At 69.8% G+C, this 18,738-nt stretch carries 16 protein-coding genes and 1 riboswitch; of the genes, 7 read left to right on the top strand and 9 right to left on the bottom strand.

Translation table 11 applies throughout. The annotated features are described in order from the left end of the window. Window positions 1-86 precede the first annotated feature (86 nt). Window positions 87-1,067 (top strand): tetratricopeptide repeat protein, encoded by a 981-nt coding sequence (locus MQN93_RS25340; RefSeq protein WP_016437907.1) that lies wholly within the window; start codon window positions 87-89, stop codon window positions 1,065-1,067. 122 nt (window positions 1,068-1,189) lie between these two features. Beyond that, window positions 1,190-1,840: a peptide deformylase gene (gene def / locus MQN93_RS25345; protein WP_016437908.1), complete on the top strand. Its 651-nt coding sequence runs from the start codon at window positions 1,190-1,192 to the stop codon at window positions 1,838-1,840. A 21-nt stretch (window positions 1,841-1,861) separates the two neighbouring features. On the opposite strand, the gene MQN93_RS25350 is transcribed toward def, so the two are convergent. After that, window positions 1,862-2,824, bottom strand: a complete 963-nt coding sequence (locus tag MQN93_RS25350) for a GlxA family transcriptional regulator (protein WP_242711388.1) — start codon at window positions 2,822-2,824, stop codon at window positions 1,862-1,864. A 93-nt stretch (window positions 2,825-2,917) separates the two neighbouring features. Here MQN93_RS25350 and MQN93_RS25355 point away from each other — a divergent pair, with 93 nt between their 5' ends. Then, window positions 2,918-3,142: an ATP synthase subunit B family protein gene (locus MQN93_RS25355; protein WP_242711389.1), complete on the top strand. Its 225-nt coding sequence runs from the start codon at window positions 2,918-2,920 to the stop codon at window positions 3,140-3,142. On the opposite strand, the gene MQN93_RS25360 is transcribed toward MQN93_RS25355, so the two are convergent. The 8 genes from MQN93_RS25360 to MQN93_RS25395 form a co-directional block, all read right to left on the bottom strand. After that, complete coding sequence (locus MQN93_RS25360) at window positions 3,109-3,579, bottom strand: hypothetical protein (RefSeq protein ID WP_242711390.1); 471 nt, start codon at window positions 3,577-3,579, stop codon at window positions 3,109-3,111. The genes MQN93_RS25355 and MQN93_RS25360 overlap by 34 nt on opposite strands. A 100-nt stretch (window positions 3,580-3,679) precedes the next feature. Next, window positions 3,680-5,722, bottom strand: a complete 2,043-nt coding sequence (locus MQN93_RS25365; RefSeq protein ID WP_242711391.1) for a putative Ig domain-containing protein — start codon at window positions 5,720-5,722, stop codon at window positions 3,680-3,682. Between the two features lie 269 nt (window positions 5,723-5,991). After that, on the bottom strand, window positions 5,992-7,005 hold the full coding sequence (locus tag MQN93_RS25370; protein ID WP_242711392.1) for a ribonucleotide-diphosphate reductase subunit beta: 1,014 nt from the start codon (window positions 7,003-7,005) through the stop codon (window positions 5,992-5,994). Next, entirely contained in the window at window positions 7,005-9,371 is a 2,367-nt protein-coding gene (locus MQN93_RS25375) for a ribonucleoside-diphosphate reductase subunit alpha (protein ID WP_016437914.1), read from the bottom strand. Before MQN93_RS25375 ends, MQN93_RS25370 begins: the two co-directional genes overlap by 1 nt. 124 nt (window positions 9,372-9,495) lie before the next feature. Next, window positions 9,496-9,624, bottom strand: a riboswitch (cobalamin riboswitch). Between the two features lie 52 nt (window positions 9,625-9,676). Further along, the gene (locus MQN93_RS25380; RefSeq protein ID WP_242711393.1) at window positions 9,677-10,180 is read right to left on the bottom strand and encodes a GNAT family N-acetyltransferase; all 504 of its coding nucleotides are present in this window, start codon (window positions 10,178-10,180) and stop codon (window positions 9,677-9,679) included. An 88-nt stretch (window positions 10,181-10,268) separates the two neighbouring features. Continuing rightward, window positions 10,269-11,894: a monocarboxylate uptake permease MctP gene (gene mctP, locus MQN93_RS25385; RefSeq protein ID WP_016437916.1), complete on the bottom strand. Its 1,626-nt coding sequence runs from the start codon at window positions 11,892-11,894 to the stop codon at window positions 10,269-10,271. After that, window positions 11,891-12,154 carry a DUF3311 domain-containing protein gene (locus MQN93_RS25390; RefSeq protein ID WP_016437917.1) on the bottom strand — a complete coding sequence of 88 codons (264 nt, stop codon included), beginning with the start codon at window positions 12,152-12,154 and terminating at the stop codon, window positions 11,891-11,893. Before MQN93_RS25390 ends, mctP begins: the two co-directional genes overlap by 4 nt. Before the next feature lie 219 nt (window positions 12,155-12,373). After that, complete coding sequence (locus MQN93_RS25395; protein ID WP_016437918.1) at window positions 12,374-13,138, bottom strand: GntR family transcriptional regulator; 765 nt, start codon at window positions 13,136-13,138, stop codon at window positions 12,374-12,376. A gap of 305 nt (window positions 13,139-13,443) precedes the next feature. Between MQN93_RS25395 and MQN93_RS25400 the strand changes: the two genes are divergently transcribed. From MQN93_RS25400 to MQN93_RS25415, 4 genes are all read left to right on the top strand, one after another. Further along, window positions 13,444-14,727 carry an extracellular solute-binding protein gene (locus tag MQN93_RS25400; protein WP_242711394.1) on the top strand — a complete coding sequence of 428 codons (1,284 nt, stop codon included), beginning with the start codon at window positions 13,444-13,446 and terminating at the stop codon, window positions 14,725-14,727. A gap of 109 nt (window positions 14,728-14,836) precedes the next feature. Continuing rightward, window positions 14,837-15,826: a carbohydrate ABC transporter permease gene (locus tag MQN93_RS25405; RefSeq protein WP_016437920.1), complete on the top strand. Its 990-nt coding sequence runs from the start codon at window positions 14,837-14,839 to the stop codon at window positions 15,824-15,826. Next, complete coding sequence (locus MQN93_RS25410) at window positions 15,823-16,683, top strand: carbohydrate ABC transporter permease (RefSeq protein WP_016437921.1); 861 nt, start codon at window positions 15,823-15,825, stop codon at window positions 16,681-16,683. The genes MQN93_RS25405 and MQN93_RS25410 overlap by 4 nt, the downstream gene beginning before the upstream one ends. 9 nt (window positions 16,684-16,692) lie before the next feature. Further along, on the top strand, window positions 16,693-18,189 hold the full coding sequence (locus tag MQN93_RS25415) for a glycoside hydrolase family 3 protein (protein ID WP_242711395.1): 1,497 nt from the start codon (window positions 16,693-16,695) through the stop codon (window positions 18,187-18,189). Window positions 18,190-18,738 lie beyond the last annotated feature (549 nt).

Raw genomic sequence — 18,738 nt, forward strand, 5'->3', positions numbered from 1 at the left:
CCAGCCGTACGTGGTTGGATGCGAATGAGAGGGTGTCCGGGGGCAGCACTAGCCAGCCCACTCCAAGGAACTGGCAGGCGGGAATCGTGAGGATCTTCGGCAAGGGACGGCACCGGCCCTCCGCCTCCTGGCGGCAGGCCACAGACCGCGCGTTCACCCTGATCGGCGATGGCCGGTACGAGGACGCGGGCGCGCTGCTGACACGTGCCGCCGACCTGGAGCCCTGGCTGTCCGAGTCCTGGTTCAACCTCGCCCTGCTGCACAAGTTCCGGCACGACTGGGAACAGGCGCGGGCGGCCGGCCTCAGGGCCGTGGCGCTGCTGGACCGGGCGGCCGGGGCGCCCGACTGGTGGAACGTCGGCATCGCGGCCACCGCGCTGCAGGACTGGCCGCTGGCCCGGCGGGCCTGGCAGGCCTACGGGCTGCAGCTGCCGAGCGGGGGCACCACCTCCGGTGAGCCCGTGGGCATGGACCTGGGCAGCGCGGCCGTACGGCTGTCCCCCGAGGGGGAGGCCGAGGTGGTGTGGGGCCGGCGCCTCGACCCGGCCCGGATCGAGGTGCTGTCGATCCCGCTGCCGTCCTCCGGGCGGCGCTGGGGCGAGGTCGTGCTGCACGACGGGGTGCCGCACGGCGAGCGGACCACGGCGGCCGGGCACTCGTATCCCGTCTTCGACGAGATCGAGCTGTGGGCGCCGTCGCCCGTGCCGACCTGGGTGGTGCTGCTGGAGGCCGCCACCGAGGCGGACCGGGACGCCCTGGAGCAACTGGCCGCGGATGCCGGGTTCGCCGCCGAGGACTGGTCGTCCTCGGTGCGGCTGCTGTGCCGGATGTGCTCGGAGTCGCAGATGCCTTCCGACGAGGGGGACGGGGAGCATCTCGATCCTCATGATCACAGTGAGCCCGGGCATCCGGGGCCGCTGGGGCATCGGACGGACGGGCAGTTGTGGGTGCCTGAGCGGGAGTGCGGGGTGGCTGCGCCGGCTTCGTTGGTGCGGGGGTTGCTGGACGGGTGGGTTGCCGATAGCCCGGATTCTCGGGATTGGCGGGATCTGGAAGAGGTTTGTTAGCGCCGTTGCCGGGTGCTGGTTCGTTGTGGCTGGTCGCGCAGTTCCCCGCGCCCCTTACAGGGGCGCTGCCCCTTACCCTGTATCAGCAGTGAACCCGGTTTTTTGAGGAAGGCATCGTCGGCATGGCGCAGCAGGACACCGATCAGCAGCACGTGGGCGTGCTTCCCGTGGATGACGAGGGTTTCGTCGACGACACGCAGGAGACCGAGGAGCGGGAGGCGGCCTGGCGGGAGCGGGGGACGTCGCGGCCGATCACGGTGGTCGGGAATCCGGTGCTGCACAAGGAGTGCAAGGACGTCACGGAGTTCGGGCCCGAGCTGGAGCAGCTGGTCGCGGACATGTTCGCCTCGCAGCGCACCGCCGAGGGCGTGGGCCTGGCCGCCAACCAGATCGGCGTCGACCTGAAGGTCTTCGTCTACGACTGCGGCGACGACGAGGGTGTGCGGCACGTGGGCGTGGTCTGCAACCCCAAGCTGGTGGACCTGCCCGCGGACCGGCGCCGGCTGGACGACAGCAACGAGGGCTGCCTGTCCGTGCCCACCGCGTACGCGCCGCTGGCCCGCCCGGACTACGCCGAGGTCACCGGGCAGGACGAGAAGGGCAACCCGATCAAGGTCCGCGGCACCGGCTACTTCGCCCGGTGCCTGCAGCACGAGACCGACCACCTCTACGGCTACCTCTACATCGACCGCCTCTCCAAGCGTGAACGCAAGGAAGCGCTGCGGCAGATGGCCGAGAACGAGCCCCGCTACCCCGTGGTCGCGAACGACTGAGGCGCCGCGGGTCGCCGCGGCTCAGGCCGCCTGCGGCCCCCTGAACGTGCGCCGGTAGGCGTGCGGCGTCGTCCCGATCGTCTGGACGAACTGGTGGCGCAGCGCGGCCGCGTTGCCGAACCCCGTCCGCCCGGCGATGGCGTCCACCGTCTCGTCCGTCCCCTCCAGCAACCGCTGGGCCAGCAGCACCCGTTGCCGCAGGATCCAGCGGTAGGGAGTGGTGCCCGTCTCCTGCTGGAAGCGGCGGGCGAAGGTGCGCGGCGACATATGGGCACGCTCGGCGAGCTGCTCGACCGTGACCTCCTCGTCGAGGTGGCGCTCCATCCACACCAGCACCTCGGCGACCGTGTCGCCGTGCGAGCGGGGCAGCGGGCGCTCGATGAACTGGGCCTGTCCGCCGTCCCGGTGCGGCGGCACCACCATGCGCCGGGCGATCTTGTTGGCGACCTCCGGGCCCTGCTCCTTGCGCACGATGTGCAGACAGGCGTCGATGCCGGCGGCGGTGCCCGCCGAGGTGATCACCGGGTCCTCGTCGACGTACAGGACGTCGGGCTCGACGGTCAGCCGCGGGTAGCTCCGGGCCAGTTGGTCCGCGTCGTGCCAGTGCACGGCGCAGCGGCGGTCGTCCAGCAGTCCCGCCTCGGCGAGCACGAAGACGCCGGAGCAGACGCTGAGCACCCGGGCGCCGCGCTCGATCCCGCGGCGCAGTGCCTTGAGCAGCTCGGGCGGGTACTCCCGGCTGCCGTAGCGCGCGCCGGCCGGCACGGCGATCAGGTCGGCCTCCTCCAGCCGCTCCAGACCGTGCTCGACGTTCATGGAGAAGCCCGCACGCGTGCTCACCACCGGCCCCTCGGCCGAGGCGACCGCGAAGTCGTAGACGGGCAGGCCGTCGTCGCTGCGGTCGATGCCGAACACCTCGCAGACGACGGCCAGTTCGAAGGGGTTCACGCCGTCGAGGACGACGGCGGCGACGTTCTTCAGCATGCCTCCAGTGTGCCTCGCGATTGGCAGTAAATCGAGGGTCTACGGCAGTCCTGCCACTGTTTGTAAGGAGTCAACGGCGCGACAGTGGTGTCCATGGATACGGCACACATCGAAGGACTGATCGCAATGCTGACCGTTCTCGGAATCCTCGTCCTGATGGTTCTCCCATCGGTGATCGGCATCGTGCACGACCGTCGCATCGACCGGCAGATCCGTGAGGCCGAGCGAGGGCGCCGCGAGCCGGAGGTGCTCGGGCCGACCGGGCACTCCGAGCGGGTGCACCGCTACCTCACCACCACCGTGACCCACCACTCCTGAAGACCCAGGCAGGAGACCCGGCCGGTCTGCGCGGCACACAGGGGCCGCGTGGACTGCAGCCGGGTCTTTCCTTTTTCTACGGCCTTGTAGGCGGCGCTCGCGTCGCCGGGCTGCAGGACGATGCCGCTGTTGGCGGCCTCCAGGACGGAGCCCTTCGGGCTGAGGGGCTTCCAGGGGCGCTTGGCCGTGCCGTCCAGGCTGATGCGGATCGTGTCGCCCACCGCCATGCACACCGTGCGTCCGCTGTCGCGAACGCCGAGCGTGGACGCCGGCGCACAGCCCGTGGGGGTGGTGGACGGACGTGTCGTGGGGGTGGGGGAGGACGACACGCTGTCGCTGTCGCCGCCCTTTCCGCTGTCGGCCTGGCCGCCGCAGCCGGCGAGGGCGAGAGCGAGTGCGGTGAGGGCGACGGCCGTGTGGGGGATCGTTCGACGCATGGGAGCCTCCTTACCCCTGTGACGTGTCACCGCCCCGTACGGATCCACGCGCGGGCCCCGGCCGCGATGAGGCGGCCGGGGCCCAGTGGTGCGGGGATGGTCAGCTCGTCGTGACGGCGGTGTCGTCGACGACGAAGCTGGTCTGCAGCGAGGAGTCCTCCGTTCCGCTGAACTTCAGGGTGACGGTGGAGCCGGCGTACGAGGACAGGTCGAAGGACTTCTGGGCGTAGCCCGAGGCGGCGTTGACGTTCGAGTACGTCGCCAGGGTCCTGGATCCGGCGGTGACCGTCAGCTTGTCGTAGGCGGTGCTGCCGGTCTCGGCCGAGTCGATGTGCAGGTAGAAGGTGAAGGTGGCCTTGCAGCCGGCCGGGACGGTCACCGACTGGGAGAGCGTGTCGGTGTGGGTGGTGCCGTAGCCGTCCAGCCAGGCGTAGTACGAACCGCCGTGCGGCGCCTGACCGTTGTCGTCGGTGATGACGCCGCTGGTCGCGGTCCAGGCGGTGTTGCCGGACTCGAAGCCCTGGTTGCCCAGGAGCTGGGACGAGGTGCAGCCGCCGCCCGAGGTGCCGACGGTCCAGGTGAAGGAGGCCGAGCCTGAGGCGCCCGTGCCGTCCTTCGCGGTGACGGTGACCTGGTAGGTGCCCGCGGTGGACGCCGTACCGGAGATCACGCCGGTCGAGGCGTTGATGGACAGCCCGGTCGGCAGGCCCGAGGCGCTGTAGGTGAGCGCGGCGCCCGCGCTGTCCGTGGCGTGGATCTGCAGGCTGACCGAGCCGCCCGTCGTGGTGGACTGGCTGCCCGGGTCGGTGACGCTCACCGTGTTGGCGGAGTCGCTGCCGGCGGTGAAGGCGGTCGTGCCGTTCGGGGTGCCCCAGCCCGTCGGGCCGTCGTAGCCGGTGCGGGCGGTGCAGAAGTACGAGGTGGAGCAGGAGCCGTTGTTGCCGCTGGTGACGTCGTACAGGTTGCTCGTGTGGCTGTAGGGGTACTTCGCCGGGTAGTCGCCGGAGCCCGGGGTGCCGGCCAGCGCGTACACGCCGGCGATGATCGGCGCCGAGGCGCTGGTGCCGCCGTAGACCGCCCAGCCGGAGCCGCCGTAGGTGTCGTAGACCGCCACACCGGTGGCCGGGTCGGCGACCGCGGAGACGTCGGACTCCATGCGCCTGCTGCAGCCGGTGTCCGTCTGCCAGCTGGGCTTCGGGTCGTAGGCGGAGCAGCCCGAACCGGTGCCCTCGCTTCCGCTGGTCTTCCACACGGACTCGGTCCAGCCGCGGGAGTTGGAGGACGTCGACAGCGCCGTGCCGCCCACCGCGGTCACGTACTGCGAGGTCGCCGGGTACTCGGCGCCGTAGTCCTCGTCACCCGCGGAGACCGTGATGGCGACGCCCGGGTGCTTGAAGTAGGCGGTGTCCTCGCTGGTCTGGGAGGAGGCCTCGTCGCCGCCCCAGCTGTTGGAGACGACCTTGGCGCCGAGCGCGACGGCCTCGTTCTCGGCGGTGCCGAGGTCGGAGTCGTTGGCGGACTTCGCCTCGACGAGGATGATGCTGCAGTTCGGGCAGACCGCGCTGACCATGTCGATGTCCAGCGCCTCCTCGCCCGCCCAGCCGGTGTCGTTCGACGGCAGCGAGGTGGTGGAGCCGGTCTGGCTGACCTGCTTGAAGCAGCCGTTGGCCTTGGTGCAGGCGGACAGGCCGAACTGCGAGCGGTACGTGGCCAGGTCCGCCTCGGCGTTCGGGTCGTTGTAGGCGTCGACCACGGCAACGGTCAGACCGGAGCCGCCCGTTGACGGCAGGTTGTAGGCGCTGTGCAGATTGGCCGGGCTGAGCCCGGAGGGGGCGGCCGCGGCGAGTGCGGAGGCCAGCCGCTGCTTGATGTCGGTGCGGCGCTGGGCGAAGCAGGACGCCTGCCCGGGGGCGGCGGTGGCGCACAGGTGCTTCGTGGGCACCTTCTGGCCTGCCGTGCCGGTCGAGTGGAAGATCTGCCGGTCGGGAGAGGTCAGGGCCTTGGCGTTCTGGGTGACGCGGGAGTCGGGGTGGACCTGCGCCTGTGCCGTGGGTGCGGCGGCGAGTCCGGCGAGGCCGAGGGCGAGGGCGGGTATGACGGCGGTCAGGAGTCTTCGCAGACTCCGTCGTGGCTTTTCACGCATGGGGGTGCTGCCTCCGTCGGGGGAGTGGGGTTCTCGACGCTGGTGGCAGGCCTGTGACGCGCGTAGCGGCGGCGGTGTCGTCGCGGGCATGACACGTTGACGGCGAGAACGTAGCCCCGTCCCGGGAGGGTGATCCAGAGCGGTTCCGATAACTTTGCCGCTCCATAGAGGGCCCATAGATCCCCGATGGGCGACCCATGGGCGGTCCATGGCAGCTCCGTGGATCTAGGTCACTGAACCACCGGCCATGGACCGCCCCGGCCGTGGGACTAGAAGTCCTCGTCGAGGTCGACCGTGCCCTCGACGGCCACCTGGTACGCCGACGGGCGGCGCTCGAAGAAGTTGGTCAGCTCCTGCACACCCTGCAACTCCATGAAGGAGAACGGGTTTTCGGAGCCGTAGACCGGGGTGAAGCCGAGGCGGGTCAGGCGCTGGTCGGCGACGCACTCCAGGTACTGGCGCATGGAGTCGGTGTTCATGCCGGGCAGGCCGTCGCCGCACAGGTCACGGGCGAACTGCAGCTCGGCCTCGACCGCCTCGCGCAGCATGTCCGTCACCTCCTGCCGGAGCCGGTCGTCGAAGAGCTCCGGCTCCTCCTTGCGGACGGTGTCGACCACGTCGAAGGCGAACGACATGTGCATCGTCTCGTCGCGGAACACCCAGTTGGTGCCGGTGGCGAGGCCGTGCAGCAGGCCCCGGCTGCGGAACCAGTAGACGTAGGCGAAGGCGCCGTAGAAGAACAGGCCCTCGATGCACGCTGCGAAGCAGATCAGGTTGAGCAGGAAGCGGCGGCGGTCGGCCTGGGACTCCAGGCGGTCCAAATTGTCGACCGAGTCCATCCACTTGAAGCAGAACCCGGCCTTCTCGCGGATGGAGGGGATGTTCTCCACGGCGGCGAAGGCGGCCGCGCGGTCCTCCGGATCGGGGAGGTAGGTGTCCAGCAGCGTCAGATAGAACTGGACGTGCACGGCCTCCTCGAAGAGCTGCCGGCTCAAGTAGAGCCGCGCCTCGGGGGAGTTGATGTGCTTGTAGAGCGTCAGCACCAGGTTGTTCGCGACGATCGAGTCACCCGTCGCGAAGAAGGCCACCAGCCGGCCGATGAGGTGCTGCTCCTCGGGGGTCAGCTTCGCGAGGTCGGCGACGTCCGAGTGGAGGTCGACCTCCTCCACGGTCCAGGTGTTCTTGATGGCGTCGCGGTAGCGCTCGTAGAAGTCCGGGTAGCGCATGGGGCGCAGGGTCAGTTCGAAGCCCGGGTCGAGCAGGTTCTGGGTACGGGTGGTCATCACTGGCAGGCCTCGCAGGACTCGGGGTTTTCCAGGGAGCAGGCGACGGCGTCCTCGGGAGCCGGCTGCTGGACGGGGACAGTGGCCCGGGCGGCGCGGGCGATGCGGGTCGCCGGGCGCGAGCGCAGGTAGTACGTCGTCTTCAGGCCCGACTTCCAGGCGTACGCGTACATCGAGGAGAGCTTGCCGATGGTCGGCGTCTCCAGGAACAGGTTCAGGGACTGGGACTGGTCCAGGTACGGCGTGCGGGCCGCGGCCATGTCGATCAGGCCGCGCTGCGGGATCTCCCACGCCGTGCGGTACAGGCGGCGTACGTCCTCGGGGATCCAGGCGAAGTCCTGCACCGAGCCGTTCGCCTCGCGCAGCGCCTCGCGGGTACGGGCGTCCCAGACGCCGAGGTCCTTCAGCTCCCGCACCAGATACGAGTTCACCTGCAGGAACTCGCCCGAGAGCGTCTCGCGCTTGAAGAGGTTCGACACCTGCGGCTCGATGCACTCGTAGACGCCGGCGATCGAGGCGATGGTGGCGGTCGGCGCGATCGCGAGGAGGAGCGAGTTGCGCAGGCCGACGGCCGCGACACGGTCCCGCAGCGCGGCCCAGCGCTCGGGCCAGGTGTGCTCGACGCCGTAGTGGTCGGGGTGCAGGACGCCTCTCGCCGTACGGGTCTTCTCCCAGGCCGGCAGCGGGCCGTTGCGCTCGGCGAGGTCGGCGGAGGCCTCGTACGCGGCGAGCATGATGCGCTCGGCGATCCGGGTGGACAGCGCCATCGCCTCGGGGGAGTCGAACGGCAGACGGAGCTGGAAGAAGACGTCCTGCAGGCCCATGGCGCCGAGGCCGACGGGGCGCCAGCGCGCGTTGGAGCGGCCCGCCTGCTCGGTCGGGTAGAAGTTGATGTCGACGACGCGGTCGAGGAAGGTGACGGCCGTGCGGACCGTCTCGTCCAGCCGCTCCCAGTCGATGTCGCGGGTCTCCATGTCGACAAAGGCACCCAGGTTGACCGAGCCCAGATTGCAGACCGCGGTCTCGCCGTCGTCGGTGACCTCCAGGATCTCCGTGCAGAGGTTGGAGGAGTGGACGACATGGCCCGGCTCGGCCGTCTGGTTGGCCGTGCGGTTCGCGGCGTCCTTGAAGGTCATCCAGCCGTTGCCGGTCTGCGCGAGGGTGCGCATCATGCGGCCGTAGAGCTCACGGGCCGGGACGGTCCTGCGGGCGAGCCCCGCGGCCTCCGCCCTGCGGTAGGCGGCGTCGAACTCCTCGCCCCACAGGTCGACCAGCTCCGGCACGTCCGCCGGGGAGAACAGCGACCACTCGGCGTCGGCGTTCACCCGGCGCATGAACTCGTCCGGGATCCAGTGCGCGAGGTTGAGGTTGTGTGTACGGCGGGCGTCCTCGCCGGTGTTGTCGCGCAGCTCCAGGAACTCCTCGATGTCGGAGTGCCAGGTCTCCAGGTAGACCGCGGCCGCGCCCTTGCGCCGGCCGCCCTGGTTCACGGCGGCGACCGAGGCGTCGAGGGTCTTCAGGAACGGGACGATGCCGTTGGAGTGGCCGTTCGTGCCGCGGATCAGTGAACCCCGGGCGCGGATGCGGGAGTACGCGATGCCGATGCCCCCGGCGTGCTTGGAGAGGCGGGCGACCTGGTGGTAGCGGTCGTAGATGGAGTCCAGCTCGTCCTTGGGGGAGTCCAGGAGGTAGCAGGAGGACATCTGCGGGTGGCGCGTACCGGAGTTGAAGAGCGTCGGGGAGGAGGGCAGGTAGTCCAGGCGGCTCATCAGGCCGTAGAGCGCGGCGACTTCGTCGACGGAACGCGCGGTGTCGTCCTCGGCGAGACCGGCCGCCACCCGCAGCATGAAGTGCTGCGGCGTCTCGATCACCTTGCGGGTGAGGGGGTGCCGCAGGAGGTAGCGGCTGTGCAGGGTGCGCAGGCCGAAGTAGCCGAAGCGGTCGTCCCCTTGGGGATCCACCAGCGCGTCCAGGCGGGCGCCGTGGATGCGGACGAACTCCGCGGTGCGGTCGGCGATGAGCCCTTCGCGGTGCCCGACGGCGACCGACTCGGTGAAGGACGTGACGCCCTGCGAGGCGGCCTCCGCGGCGATGGAGATCGTCAGCAGACGCGCGGCGAGGCGCGAGTAGGCGGGGTCCTCCGAGATGAGGCCGGCGGCCGCCTCCGTGGCCAGCTCGCGCAGTTCCGTCTCGTCCGCCCGCGCCGACCGCCCGCGCAACGCGGCGGCGGCGACCCGGCCGGGGTCGGCGTCGGGAAGGTCGGAGGTCAGCTCGGTCAGGGTCCGCAGCAACGCGGCACCGGGACCGTCGTCCGCAGTCGTGGCGGACGGTGTCGCTGAAGCCGGTTCGGCTGGCGCGATGGTCACGTGGGGCTCTCCCTCGCTCGGCACGGGGGCCTTGCGGAGGGCAGGGGCAGCCACGAGCGCACGACGGCGCCGCGTCCACCGGCCCATTCCACGAGGCCCGGACGTCGAAGCACCCGGGCCACGGTGGCCGGGCGCACTGTCGGCAGGTCCTCGGACTGACGCCCATACGTGTGCGAACACGCATGAGTACACCGTTGCGGGACAGTTCCGGATTCGCACCGGATTCCCCTGCGGCGACAGCGAGCATGAGCATACATCTTGTGCCGGGCTGTCGAGACACCCCTAGATGTTGTGTCGCGGTGACTTCAGAGCGTCAACTCATAGGCGAGAAGCGTGAAGTCGTGACCGGGGAGCGGCTGCCAGTCGCGGTCGGGGCGGCGGATGAAGCCCTGGCGCTCGTAGAGGCGGTGGGCCGCCGTCATCGTGGGCTGTGTGCACAGGACGACGCCGGTGCGGCCCGCCTGTCTCGCCCGGTCCATACAGGCCCGCACGAGGGCCTCACCCGCACCCTGGCCGCGGGCGGCGTGGTCCACCGCGAGCATCCGGATCTCGGCCTCCCCCGGGCCCGCCAGGTCGGACATGGGGCCGGGCGCGGGGACGTACGTGACGCCGCCGAGGATCCGGTCCTCGTGCACGGCCACGAGCACCTCGCCGTCGGCCGCCCGCTTGGCCACGTCCTTCAACTCGCGGAAATACCAGTCGTCCTCGCCCCCGAAGGCCAGGAAGCCGCCCTGGAGGTAGGCCCGCGCCGTGATCTCACCGATCACCTCGTACTCACCGGGCTCCGCCCGCCTGATCACGATGTCCATGCCCCCGAGTGTGCCGGACGGGTACGACAACGGGCCGCCGGGTTTCCCCGGCGGCCCGTTCAGGTGGCGCTGTTGTTCCGGTGCCCCCCTAGTGGGACCCGGCCGTCGCCGGTGGCAGGTCCACCTGGACGCCCTTGTCGCCGGCGTCCGCGGTGTAGTCGTCCGCCGTGGTCTCGTCGACGCCGTCGGGGGCCTTGAGGGCCTTGAGGACGAAGGTGAGGACCACCGTGACCACCACGTTCATGACGAACGCCGTCAGGCCGATGTAGCCGATCTCGCCGATCCCGGGGATCTCCTTCGCCGAGCCGCCGAAGTGCTTCTGCGTCGGCGAGGCGACACCGTATGCGGCGATGGTGCCGTAGACCATGCCGACCGCCCAGCCGGCGAGCAGTGCCCAGCGGTGGAACCAGCGGGTGAACAGGCCGCCGACCAGGGCCGGGAAGGTCTGCAGGATCCAGATGCCGCCCAGCAGCTGGAAGTTGATGGCGACCGTCTTGTCCATGCTGAGGACGAAGACCAGCGCGCCCACCTTCACCAGCAGCGACACGAACTTGGAGACCTGGGCCTCCTGCTTCGGCGTGGCGTCCGGCTTGATGAAGTCCCGGTAGATGTTGCGGGTGAAGAGATTCGCGGCCGCGATCGACATGATCGCCGCCGGCACCAGCGCGCCGATGCCGATCGCCGCGAAGGCCACGCCCGCGAACCAGTCCGGGAACATGTTCTCGAACAGCTGCGGGATCGCCAGCTGTCCGTTGCTGACCTTGACCCCGGCCGCGATCGCCATGAAGCCCAGCAGCGCCAGCAGGCCGAGCATCAGGGAGTACAGCGGCAGGATCGTGGTGTTGCGGCGGATCACCTCACGGCTGCGGGACGAGAGGGTCGCAGTGATCGAGTGCGGGTACATGAACAGCGCGAGCGCGGAGCCGAGCGCCAGTGTGGCGTACGTCCACTGGCCCGCCTCCGGCGTGACGACGGCACCGCGTGGCTTGCCGGTGGCCGGGTTGGTCTGCGCGAAGGCGTCGCCCGCCTTGGCGAAGATGTCGTCGAAGCCGCCGAGCTTGATCGGGATGTAGATGATCGCCACCGCGATGACGATGTAGATCAGCGTGTCCTTCACGAACGCGATCAGCGCGGGGGCCCTGAGGCCCGAGGAGTAGGTGTAGGCGGCCAGCACGGCGAACGCGATCAGCAGCGGCAGGTCCTTGACGAACCAGTTGGTGTTCTCGCCGCCGCCCACGCCCATCACGTCGAGCACGGCCTGGATGCCGACCAGCTGGAGCGCGATGTACGGCATCGTGGCGAGGATGCCGGTGATCGCGACGGCCAGCGACAGGCTCTTGGAGCCGAAGCGGCCGCGCACGAAGTCCGAGGTCGTCACGTATCCGTGCCGGTGGGAGACCGACCACAGGCGGGGCAGGAACGTGAAGATCAGCGGGTAGACCAGGATCGTGTACGGCACCGCGAAGAAGCCGGCCGCGCCCGCCGCGTAGATCGCCGCGGGTACGGCGACGAAGGTGTACGCCGTGTAGAGGTCGCCGCCGAGCAGGAACCAGGTGATCCAGGTGCCGAACGACCGGCCGCCCAGACCCCACTCGTCGAGCGAGTGCTCGTTCTCGGCCCTGCGCCAGCGTGCCGCAAGGAAGCCCATGGCCGTCACGGCCACGAAGAAGAAGATGAAGACGCCGAGTGCGACGCCGTTCACGCCGTCGTTCACTTCGACGCACCGTCCTTCCGCGCCGCACGGGCGCGCTGGTCACGCTGCCACAGCTGGTACGCGGTCATCGTCAGTGCCGTGGAGATCAGCACCCAGGCCATCTGGTACCAGTAGAAGAACGGGATGCCGATGAACTCCGGGCCGGTCCTGGCGTAGGAGCCGACCCAGAGCATCGCGACGAACGGCGCGATCAGGCAGAGGGCGATGACCACGCGGACGGGTGTCACCGTCGGCGGTCTCACTTCGGGTACTTCGGACATACGGCGGCTCCGTCCCCTCACGATCACCTGTGATCACGCGTGTAATGCGCAGGCAATCTAGGTCACCCTGTGACGAAAACGGAAGACCTCGTCCGCATATCGGTATGTCGATTGAGTGAAGGCCGCATCTCGGCGGGACAACGGTGTCGGCGGCGACGTAAGACGGGTGCGCCGGATGCGTGGGAGAGGGCCGGTGATGGGGCGTACCGGCCGCCGGTCTCAGTCCTGCGGGCGCTTGAGCCGTGCCACGAACTTGTAGCGGTCCCCGCGGTACACCGATCGCACCCACTCCACCGGCTGACCGTCCCGGTCCAGCGAGTGGCGGGAGAGCATCAGCATCGGCAGGCCCACGTCGGTGCTGAGCAGTCCGGCCTCGCGCGGGGTGGCCAGCGAGGTCTCGATGGTCTCCTCGGCCTCGGCGAGATGGACGTCGTAGACCTCGGCGAGCGCGGTGTACAGCGAGGTGTACTTGGCCAGGGAGCGGCGCAGGGCGGGGAAGCGCTTGGCGCTGAGGTGCGTCGTCTCGATGGCCATCGGCTCGGCGTTGGCCATGCGCAGCCGCTCGATGCGCAGCACCCGGCCGCCGGCCGTGATGTCGAGGAGCTCGGCGAGGCGGTCGTCCGCGGTGATGTAGCCGATGTCCAGCAGCTGCGAGGTCGGCTCCAGGCCCTGGGCGCGCATGTCCTCCGTATACGAAGTGAGTTGGAGGGCCTGCGAGACCTTGGGCTTGGCGACGAAGGTGCCCTTGCCCTGGATCCGCTCCAGCCGGCCCTCGACGACCAGTTCCTGCAGGGCCTGGCGCACCGTCGTGCGGGAGGTGTCGAACTCGGCGGCGAGGGTGCGCTCGGGCGGTACCGGAGTGCCGGGGGACTGGGTCTCCGTCATGTCGAGCAGATGCTTCTTCAGGCGGTAGTACTTGGGCACGCGCGCGGTACGGACACTCGCCCCACCCTCGTTCTCCGCACTGCTGACCTCGGTGCTCATGCTCTGCCTTCCCGGCTCCGGATGCGGGTCACATCGTGATCCCTTCTATATACCGGCGCTGTCTCTTTTGGTCTAGTCCACAGGCCAAATGGTCTAGCGGAAGAGAGTACTCCGGCGTCGCGGTTTTCGCTGGCTTGTTACTTAAAGGTCCTTGCATATGTAGGTCGCATAACGGCTGGTCAGGGCCGTTTCGAGCACCCTTGACAGGCCCTCTGGTCTGGTCCAAGCTCCCCCTACTGGTCTACACCATTGGTTCAGGTCCCGGCCTGGGGGCGGGAGGTGTGGGCATCCCTGAGGAGGGTGGCGTGAAGCGCAAGCTCATAGCCGCGATCGGTATCGCGGGCATGATGGTCTCCATCGCGGCGTGCGGGGACAACGACGACAAGGGCTCTTCCAACAGCGGCGCGGACGCCAAGGAACTGACCGTCTGGCTCACCGTGGACGCCCAGAACAACTGGCCGGACCTGGTGAAGGCCGCGGACGCCGCGGTGAAGAAGAAGCACCCCGGCATCAAGATCAACCACGAGTACTACGGCTGGCCGGACAAGAACGCCAAGCTCGACGCGGTCCTCGCCACCGACAAGGCCCCCGACGTGGTCGAGATGGGCAACACCGAGATGCTGAGCTACATGGTCAAGGGCGCTTTCGCCCCCGTCGACCCGGCGAAGTTCAGCAACTCCTCCGCCTGGCTGGACGGCCTCAAGGCCTCGGTCACCTACGACGGCAAGACCTACGGCGTCCCCTACTACGCCGGCGGCCGCGTCGCCAACTGGCGCAAGGACGTCTTCGCCTCGGTCGGCGTGAAGACCCCGCCGAAGACGTACGCCGAGCTGACCTCCGCCCTCGACAAGGTGCAGAAGAAGGAGGGCGACAAGTTCTCCGCCTGGTACCAGCCCACCCGTGACTGGTACGCGGCCATGTCCTTCGTCTACGACGCCGGCGGCTCCATCGCCAAGGAGGACGGCGGCCAGTGGAAGGCCAACCTCTCCTCGCCGGAGTCCATCAAGGGTCTGACCGCGTTCAAGAGCGTCGTCGACAAGTACATGCACGGCGACAAGACCAAGGACGAGTCCGACCGTTACATCGTCTACGGCCAGGGCAAGTCCGGCATGATCTTCGGCGCCGCATGGGAGGGCGCGACCTCCGCGGACCCGAAGAACGACAAGACCGGCAAGCTCAAGAACAACCTCGAGAACTTCGTCATGCCGGGTCCGTCCGGCAAGAACATGCCCGTCTTCCTGGGCGGTTCGGACCTCGCGGTGCCGGTGAAGTCCAAGGCGCAGGCCGTGGCCACCGAGTGGATCAACGCCTTCACCGGTCCCTCCGGCCAGAAGGGCCTGATGGCCAAGGGCAACCTGCCCAACAACAAGACGGACCTCGAGACCCTGAAGAACGACCCGGCCACCGCGGTCCCGGCCACCGCCGCCGAGTCCAACTGGTTCGTCCCGATGGCCCCCGGCTGGGGTCAGGTCGAAAAGGCCCAGGTCCTGCAGACGATGCTGCAGAACATCGGCACCGGAAAGAAGTCGGTGGAGGCAGCCGCCAAGGAGGCGGACGCCGCGATCGACAAGGTCATCAACACCAAGTGACCTCGCAGCAGGGCCCGTTCGGCCGCACCTGGCCGGGGGGCCCTGCTTCCCGTACGGACCGTACGGGCTTCGCTTTCGTACGACCTGAGGTACCGCTGAGGAGCGCGCGATGAGTGCCGCAGACACGACCACCCCTGCCAAGGTGCCGCCACCGCGGCAGGCGCCGCCGACCCCACCGGTGGCCAAGGGCCCACGCAGAGGCGGGACTTCCGGCGGTGCGGCCACCCCGTGGCTGCTGCTCGCCCCCTGCCTGCTGGTCCTCGCCCTGGTGATGGCCTATCCGCTGTACCGGCTGGTCACGCTGTCCTTCCAGTCCTTCGGCCAGTCCCAGCTGTGGGGCTTCAAGCCCGCCGAGTGGGTGGGCTTCGACAACTTCTCCAAGGTCCTCGGCGACAGCGAGTTCTGGACCGTGGTCCTGCGGACCATCGTCTTCGCGGCCGGCTGCGTGATCCTCACCATGGTCCTCGGCATGCTCGTGGCCCTGCTGCTGCAGCGGGTCTCCGGCTGGGTGAAGACGATGATCAACATCGTCCTCGTGGCCAGCTGGGGCATGCCGGTCATCGTGGCCACGACCGTCTTCAAGTGGCTCTTCGACTCGGACTACGGCGTCCTCAACGCGCTGATGAGCAAGCTCCCCGGCGTCGACATGGTCGGCCACAACTGGTTCGCTAGCGGGCCCCAGGGCCTGGCCGTGATCATGCTGCTCGTGGTGTGGGGCGCCGTGCCCTTCGTCGTCATCACACTCAGCGCGGGTCTCACCCAGGTCCCCAAGGAACTGGAGGAGGCGGCCCGGCTCGACGGCGCGGGCGCGCTCGGCGTCTTCCGCTATGTCACCCTGCCGATCCTCAAGCCGATCATCGTGATGCTCACGACCCTGTCGGTGATCTGGGACATGGGTGTCTTCCCGCAGGTCTTCGTGATGCGCGGCGGCCACCCCGAGGCCGAGTTCCAGATCCTCAACACCTATTCCTACGACCGCGCGTTCGTGGTCAACGACTATGCACAGGGCTCGGCGATCGCCCTGCTGACCGTACTGCTGCTGCTCGGTGTCGTCGCCGTCTACATGCGTCAGATGCTGAAGATCGGAGAGGTCGAATGACCAGCACGAGCGTCGCCCCCACGGGCGGCCGGGCCCGTCGCGGGAAGTCGAAGCTCGGCTGGAACCTGCTCGGTCTCCTCGTCTTCCTCGTCGCGGGCTTCCCGCTCTACTGGATGCTCAACACGGCCTTCAAGCCGGCCAAGGACGCCATCGACCCGGACCCGAGCCTGTTCCCCACCGGATTCACGCTCGACAACTTCCGCCGGGCACTGGACATCGCGGACTTCTGGGGCCCGGTCGGCCGCAGCCTCATCGTGTCGCTGGCGGTCGTCGTGATCGGCATGGTCGTCGGTGTGCTGGCCGCCCTCGCCATCTCCCGGTTCGCCTTCCGCGGCCGCAAGGTGGTCATCGTCGGCATCCTGGCGGTCCAGATGATCCCGCTGGTCGCCATGATCATCCCGATCTTCCTGCTGCTGAACGACCTTGAGCAGTACGACAAGCTCACCGGCCTGATCATCACGTATCTGACCTTCATCCTCCCCTTCACGGTGTGGACACTGCGCGGCTTCATCGTCAACATCCCCCGGGAGCTGGAGGAGGCGGCGATGGTCGACGGCTGCAGCCGCACGGGCGCCTTCGTCCGCGTGGTCTTCCCACTGCTCGCCCCGGGCATGGTCGCCACCTCGGTCTACGGCTTCATCCAGGCCTGGAACGAGTACATCTACGCCCTGATGCTGCTGAGCCAGAAGAACCAGACCGCGACGGTCTGGCTCGGCAACTTCACCACCAAGCACGGCACCGAATACGCGCCGATGATGGCGGGAGCCACGATGATGGCCGTGCCCATCGTCGTGCTCTTCCTCCTCGTCCAGCGCAAGATGGCCGCGGGCCTGACCGCCGGCGCAGTGAAGGGATGACGCGACCTGATGACACGGCCGACATTCGCCAGCAGCACCGACACCCTCACACGGGACGCGCTGACCATCCTCCAGCCCGGGTTCACCGGGACCACCGCCCCCGACTGGGTGCTGCGCCGGCTCGGCGAGGGGCTCGCCTCCGTCGGCCTGTTCGGCCGCAACATCCACACCCCTGAGCAGGTCGCCGCCCTGACCGCGCAGCTGCGGGCCGAGCGCGACGACGTCCTGGTCGCCATCGACGAGGAGGGCGGGGACGTGACCCGCCTGGAGGTGCGCACCGGGTCCTCCTTCCCCGGCAACCACGCCCTCGGCGCCGTGGACGACGTGGAGCTGACCCGGGACGTGGCCGCGGAGCTCGGCCGCCGCCTGGCCGCCTGCGGAGTGAACCTCAACTGGGCCCCCTCCGCCGACGTGAACTCCAACCCGGAGAACCCTGTGATCGGCGTGCGCTCCTTCGGCGCCGACACCGACCTGGTCGCCCGGCACACGGCCGCCTACGTCACCGGCCTGCAGTCCGCCGGCGTGGCCGCCTGCACCAAGCACTTCCCGGGCCACGGCGACACGGCCGTCGACTCCCACGACGCCATGCCGCGCATCGACGTGGACACCTCGGTGCTCGCCTCCCGCGACCTCGCGCCGTTCCGCGCGGCCATCGCCGCGGGCAGCCGCGCCGTGATGAGCGCGCACATCCTGGTCCCGGCCCTCGACCCGGACCGCCCTGCGACCCTCTCGCCCCGCGCGCTCACCGAACTGCTGCGCGGCGAACTCGGCTACGACGGCCTCATCGTCACCGACGGCATCGAGATGAAGGCCATCGCGAGCGCCTACGGCATCGAGCGGGGCAGCGTCCTCGCCGTGGCCGCCGGCGCCGACGCGATCTGCGTGGGCGGCGGACTGTCCGACGAGGGGACCGTCGAGCGCCTGCGTGACGCCCTGGTCTCGGCGGTGCGCACCGGCGAACTGGCCGAGGAACGCCTCGCGGACGCCGCCGCACGGGTACGGGCCCTGGCCCGCTGGACCGCCGAGGCGGCGAAGACCGACCCGGACCGCGCCCCCGACGACGAGGTGGGCCTGCGCGCGGCCCGCCGTGCCGTGCGGCTGACCCCGGCGGAGCCCTTCACCCCGCTCACCGAGCCGCCCTACGTCGCGGCCCTCACCCCCGTCGCCAACTTCGCCGTCGGCGACAAGACCCCCTGGGGCGTCGCGGCGGAGCTCTTCCGCCTCCTTCCGGGCACGGAGACGGGCAGCTTCAGCGGCGAGGACGCGGGGCGCGAGGCGCTGGCCGCGGCCGGCTCCCGCCGCATCGTGGCCGTGGTCCGCGACGAACACCGCCACCCCTGGATGGCGACCGCCCTCGACACCCTGCTCGCAGCCCGCCCCGACACCGTCGTAGTCGAAATGGGCCTCCCACAGGCCGCCCCCCGCGGCGCCCTCCACATCGCCACCCACGGCGCCGCCCGCGTCTGCGGCCGGGCGGCGGCGGAGGCCATCGCGGGCACCGGCTGACCCGCAACGCCGCCGCGCGAGGCTTTGGCGGGCGCAGACGGAAGGCGCCGGGCCCCACGAGGACCCGGCGCCTTCTCGCGTGCGGAGAGCGGCCACCCCTGGATGGCTGCGGAGGGCGGCCGGCCCTGGATGCCGACCGCCCTCGACACCCTGCTCGCGGCCCGCCCGGGCACCGTCGTGGTCGAGATAGGCCTCCCGCAGGCGGGAACAGGCTGACCCGCAACGCCGCCGCGCGAAACCCCTGCGGGCGCAGACCGAAGGCGCCGGGCCCCACGAGGACCCGGCGCCTTCTCGCGTGCGGAGGGCGGCCGGCCCTGGATGGCTGCGGAGGGCGGCCGGCCCTGGATGGCGACCGCCCTCGACACCCTGTTCGCGGCCCGCCCGGGCACCGTCGTGGTCGAGATGGGCCTCCCGCGGGCGGGAACCGGCTGAGCCGCCCGGCTTACGGGCGGAGCCCTCGCGAGAAACCTTTGCGGGCGCAGACGGAAGGCGCCGGGCCCCACGAGGACCCGGCGCCTTCTCGTTCTCGGGGAGTGGCTCGGACTGTTG

Origin of the sequence: Streptomyces spinosisporus (assembly GCF_022698145.1) — a bacterium.
In the GTDB taxonomy this organism is placed as follows: domain Bacteria; phylum Actinomycetota; class Actinomycetes; order Streptomycetales; family Streptomycetaceae; genus Streptomyces; species Streptomyces spinosisporus.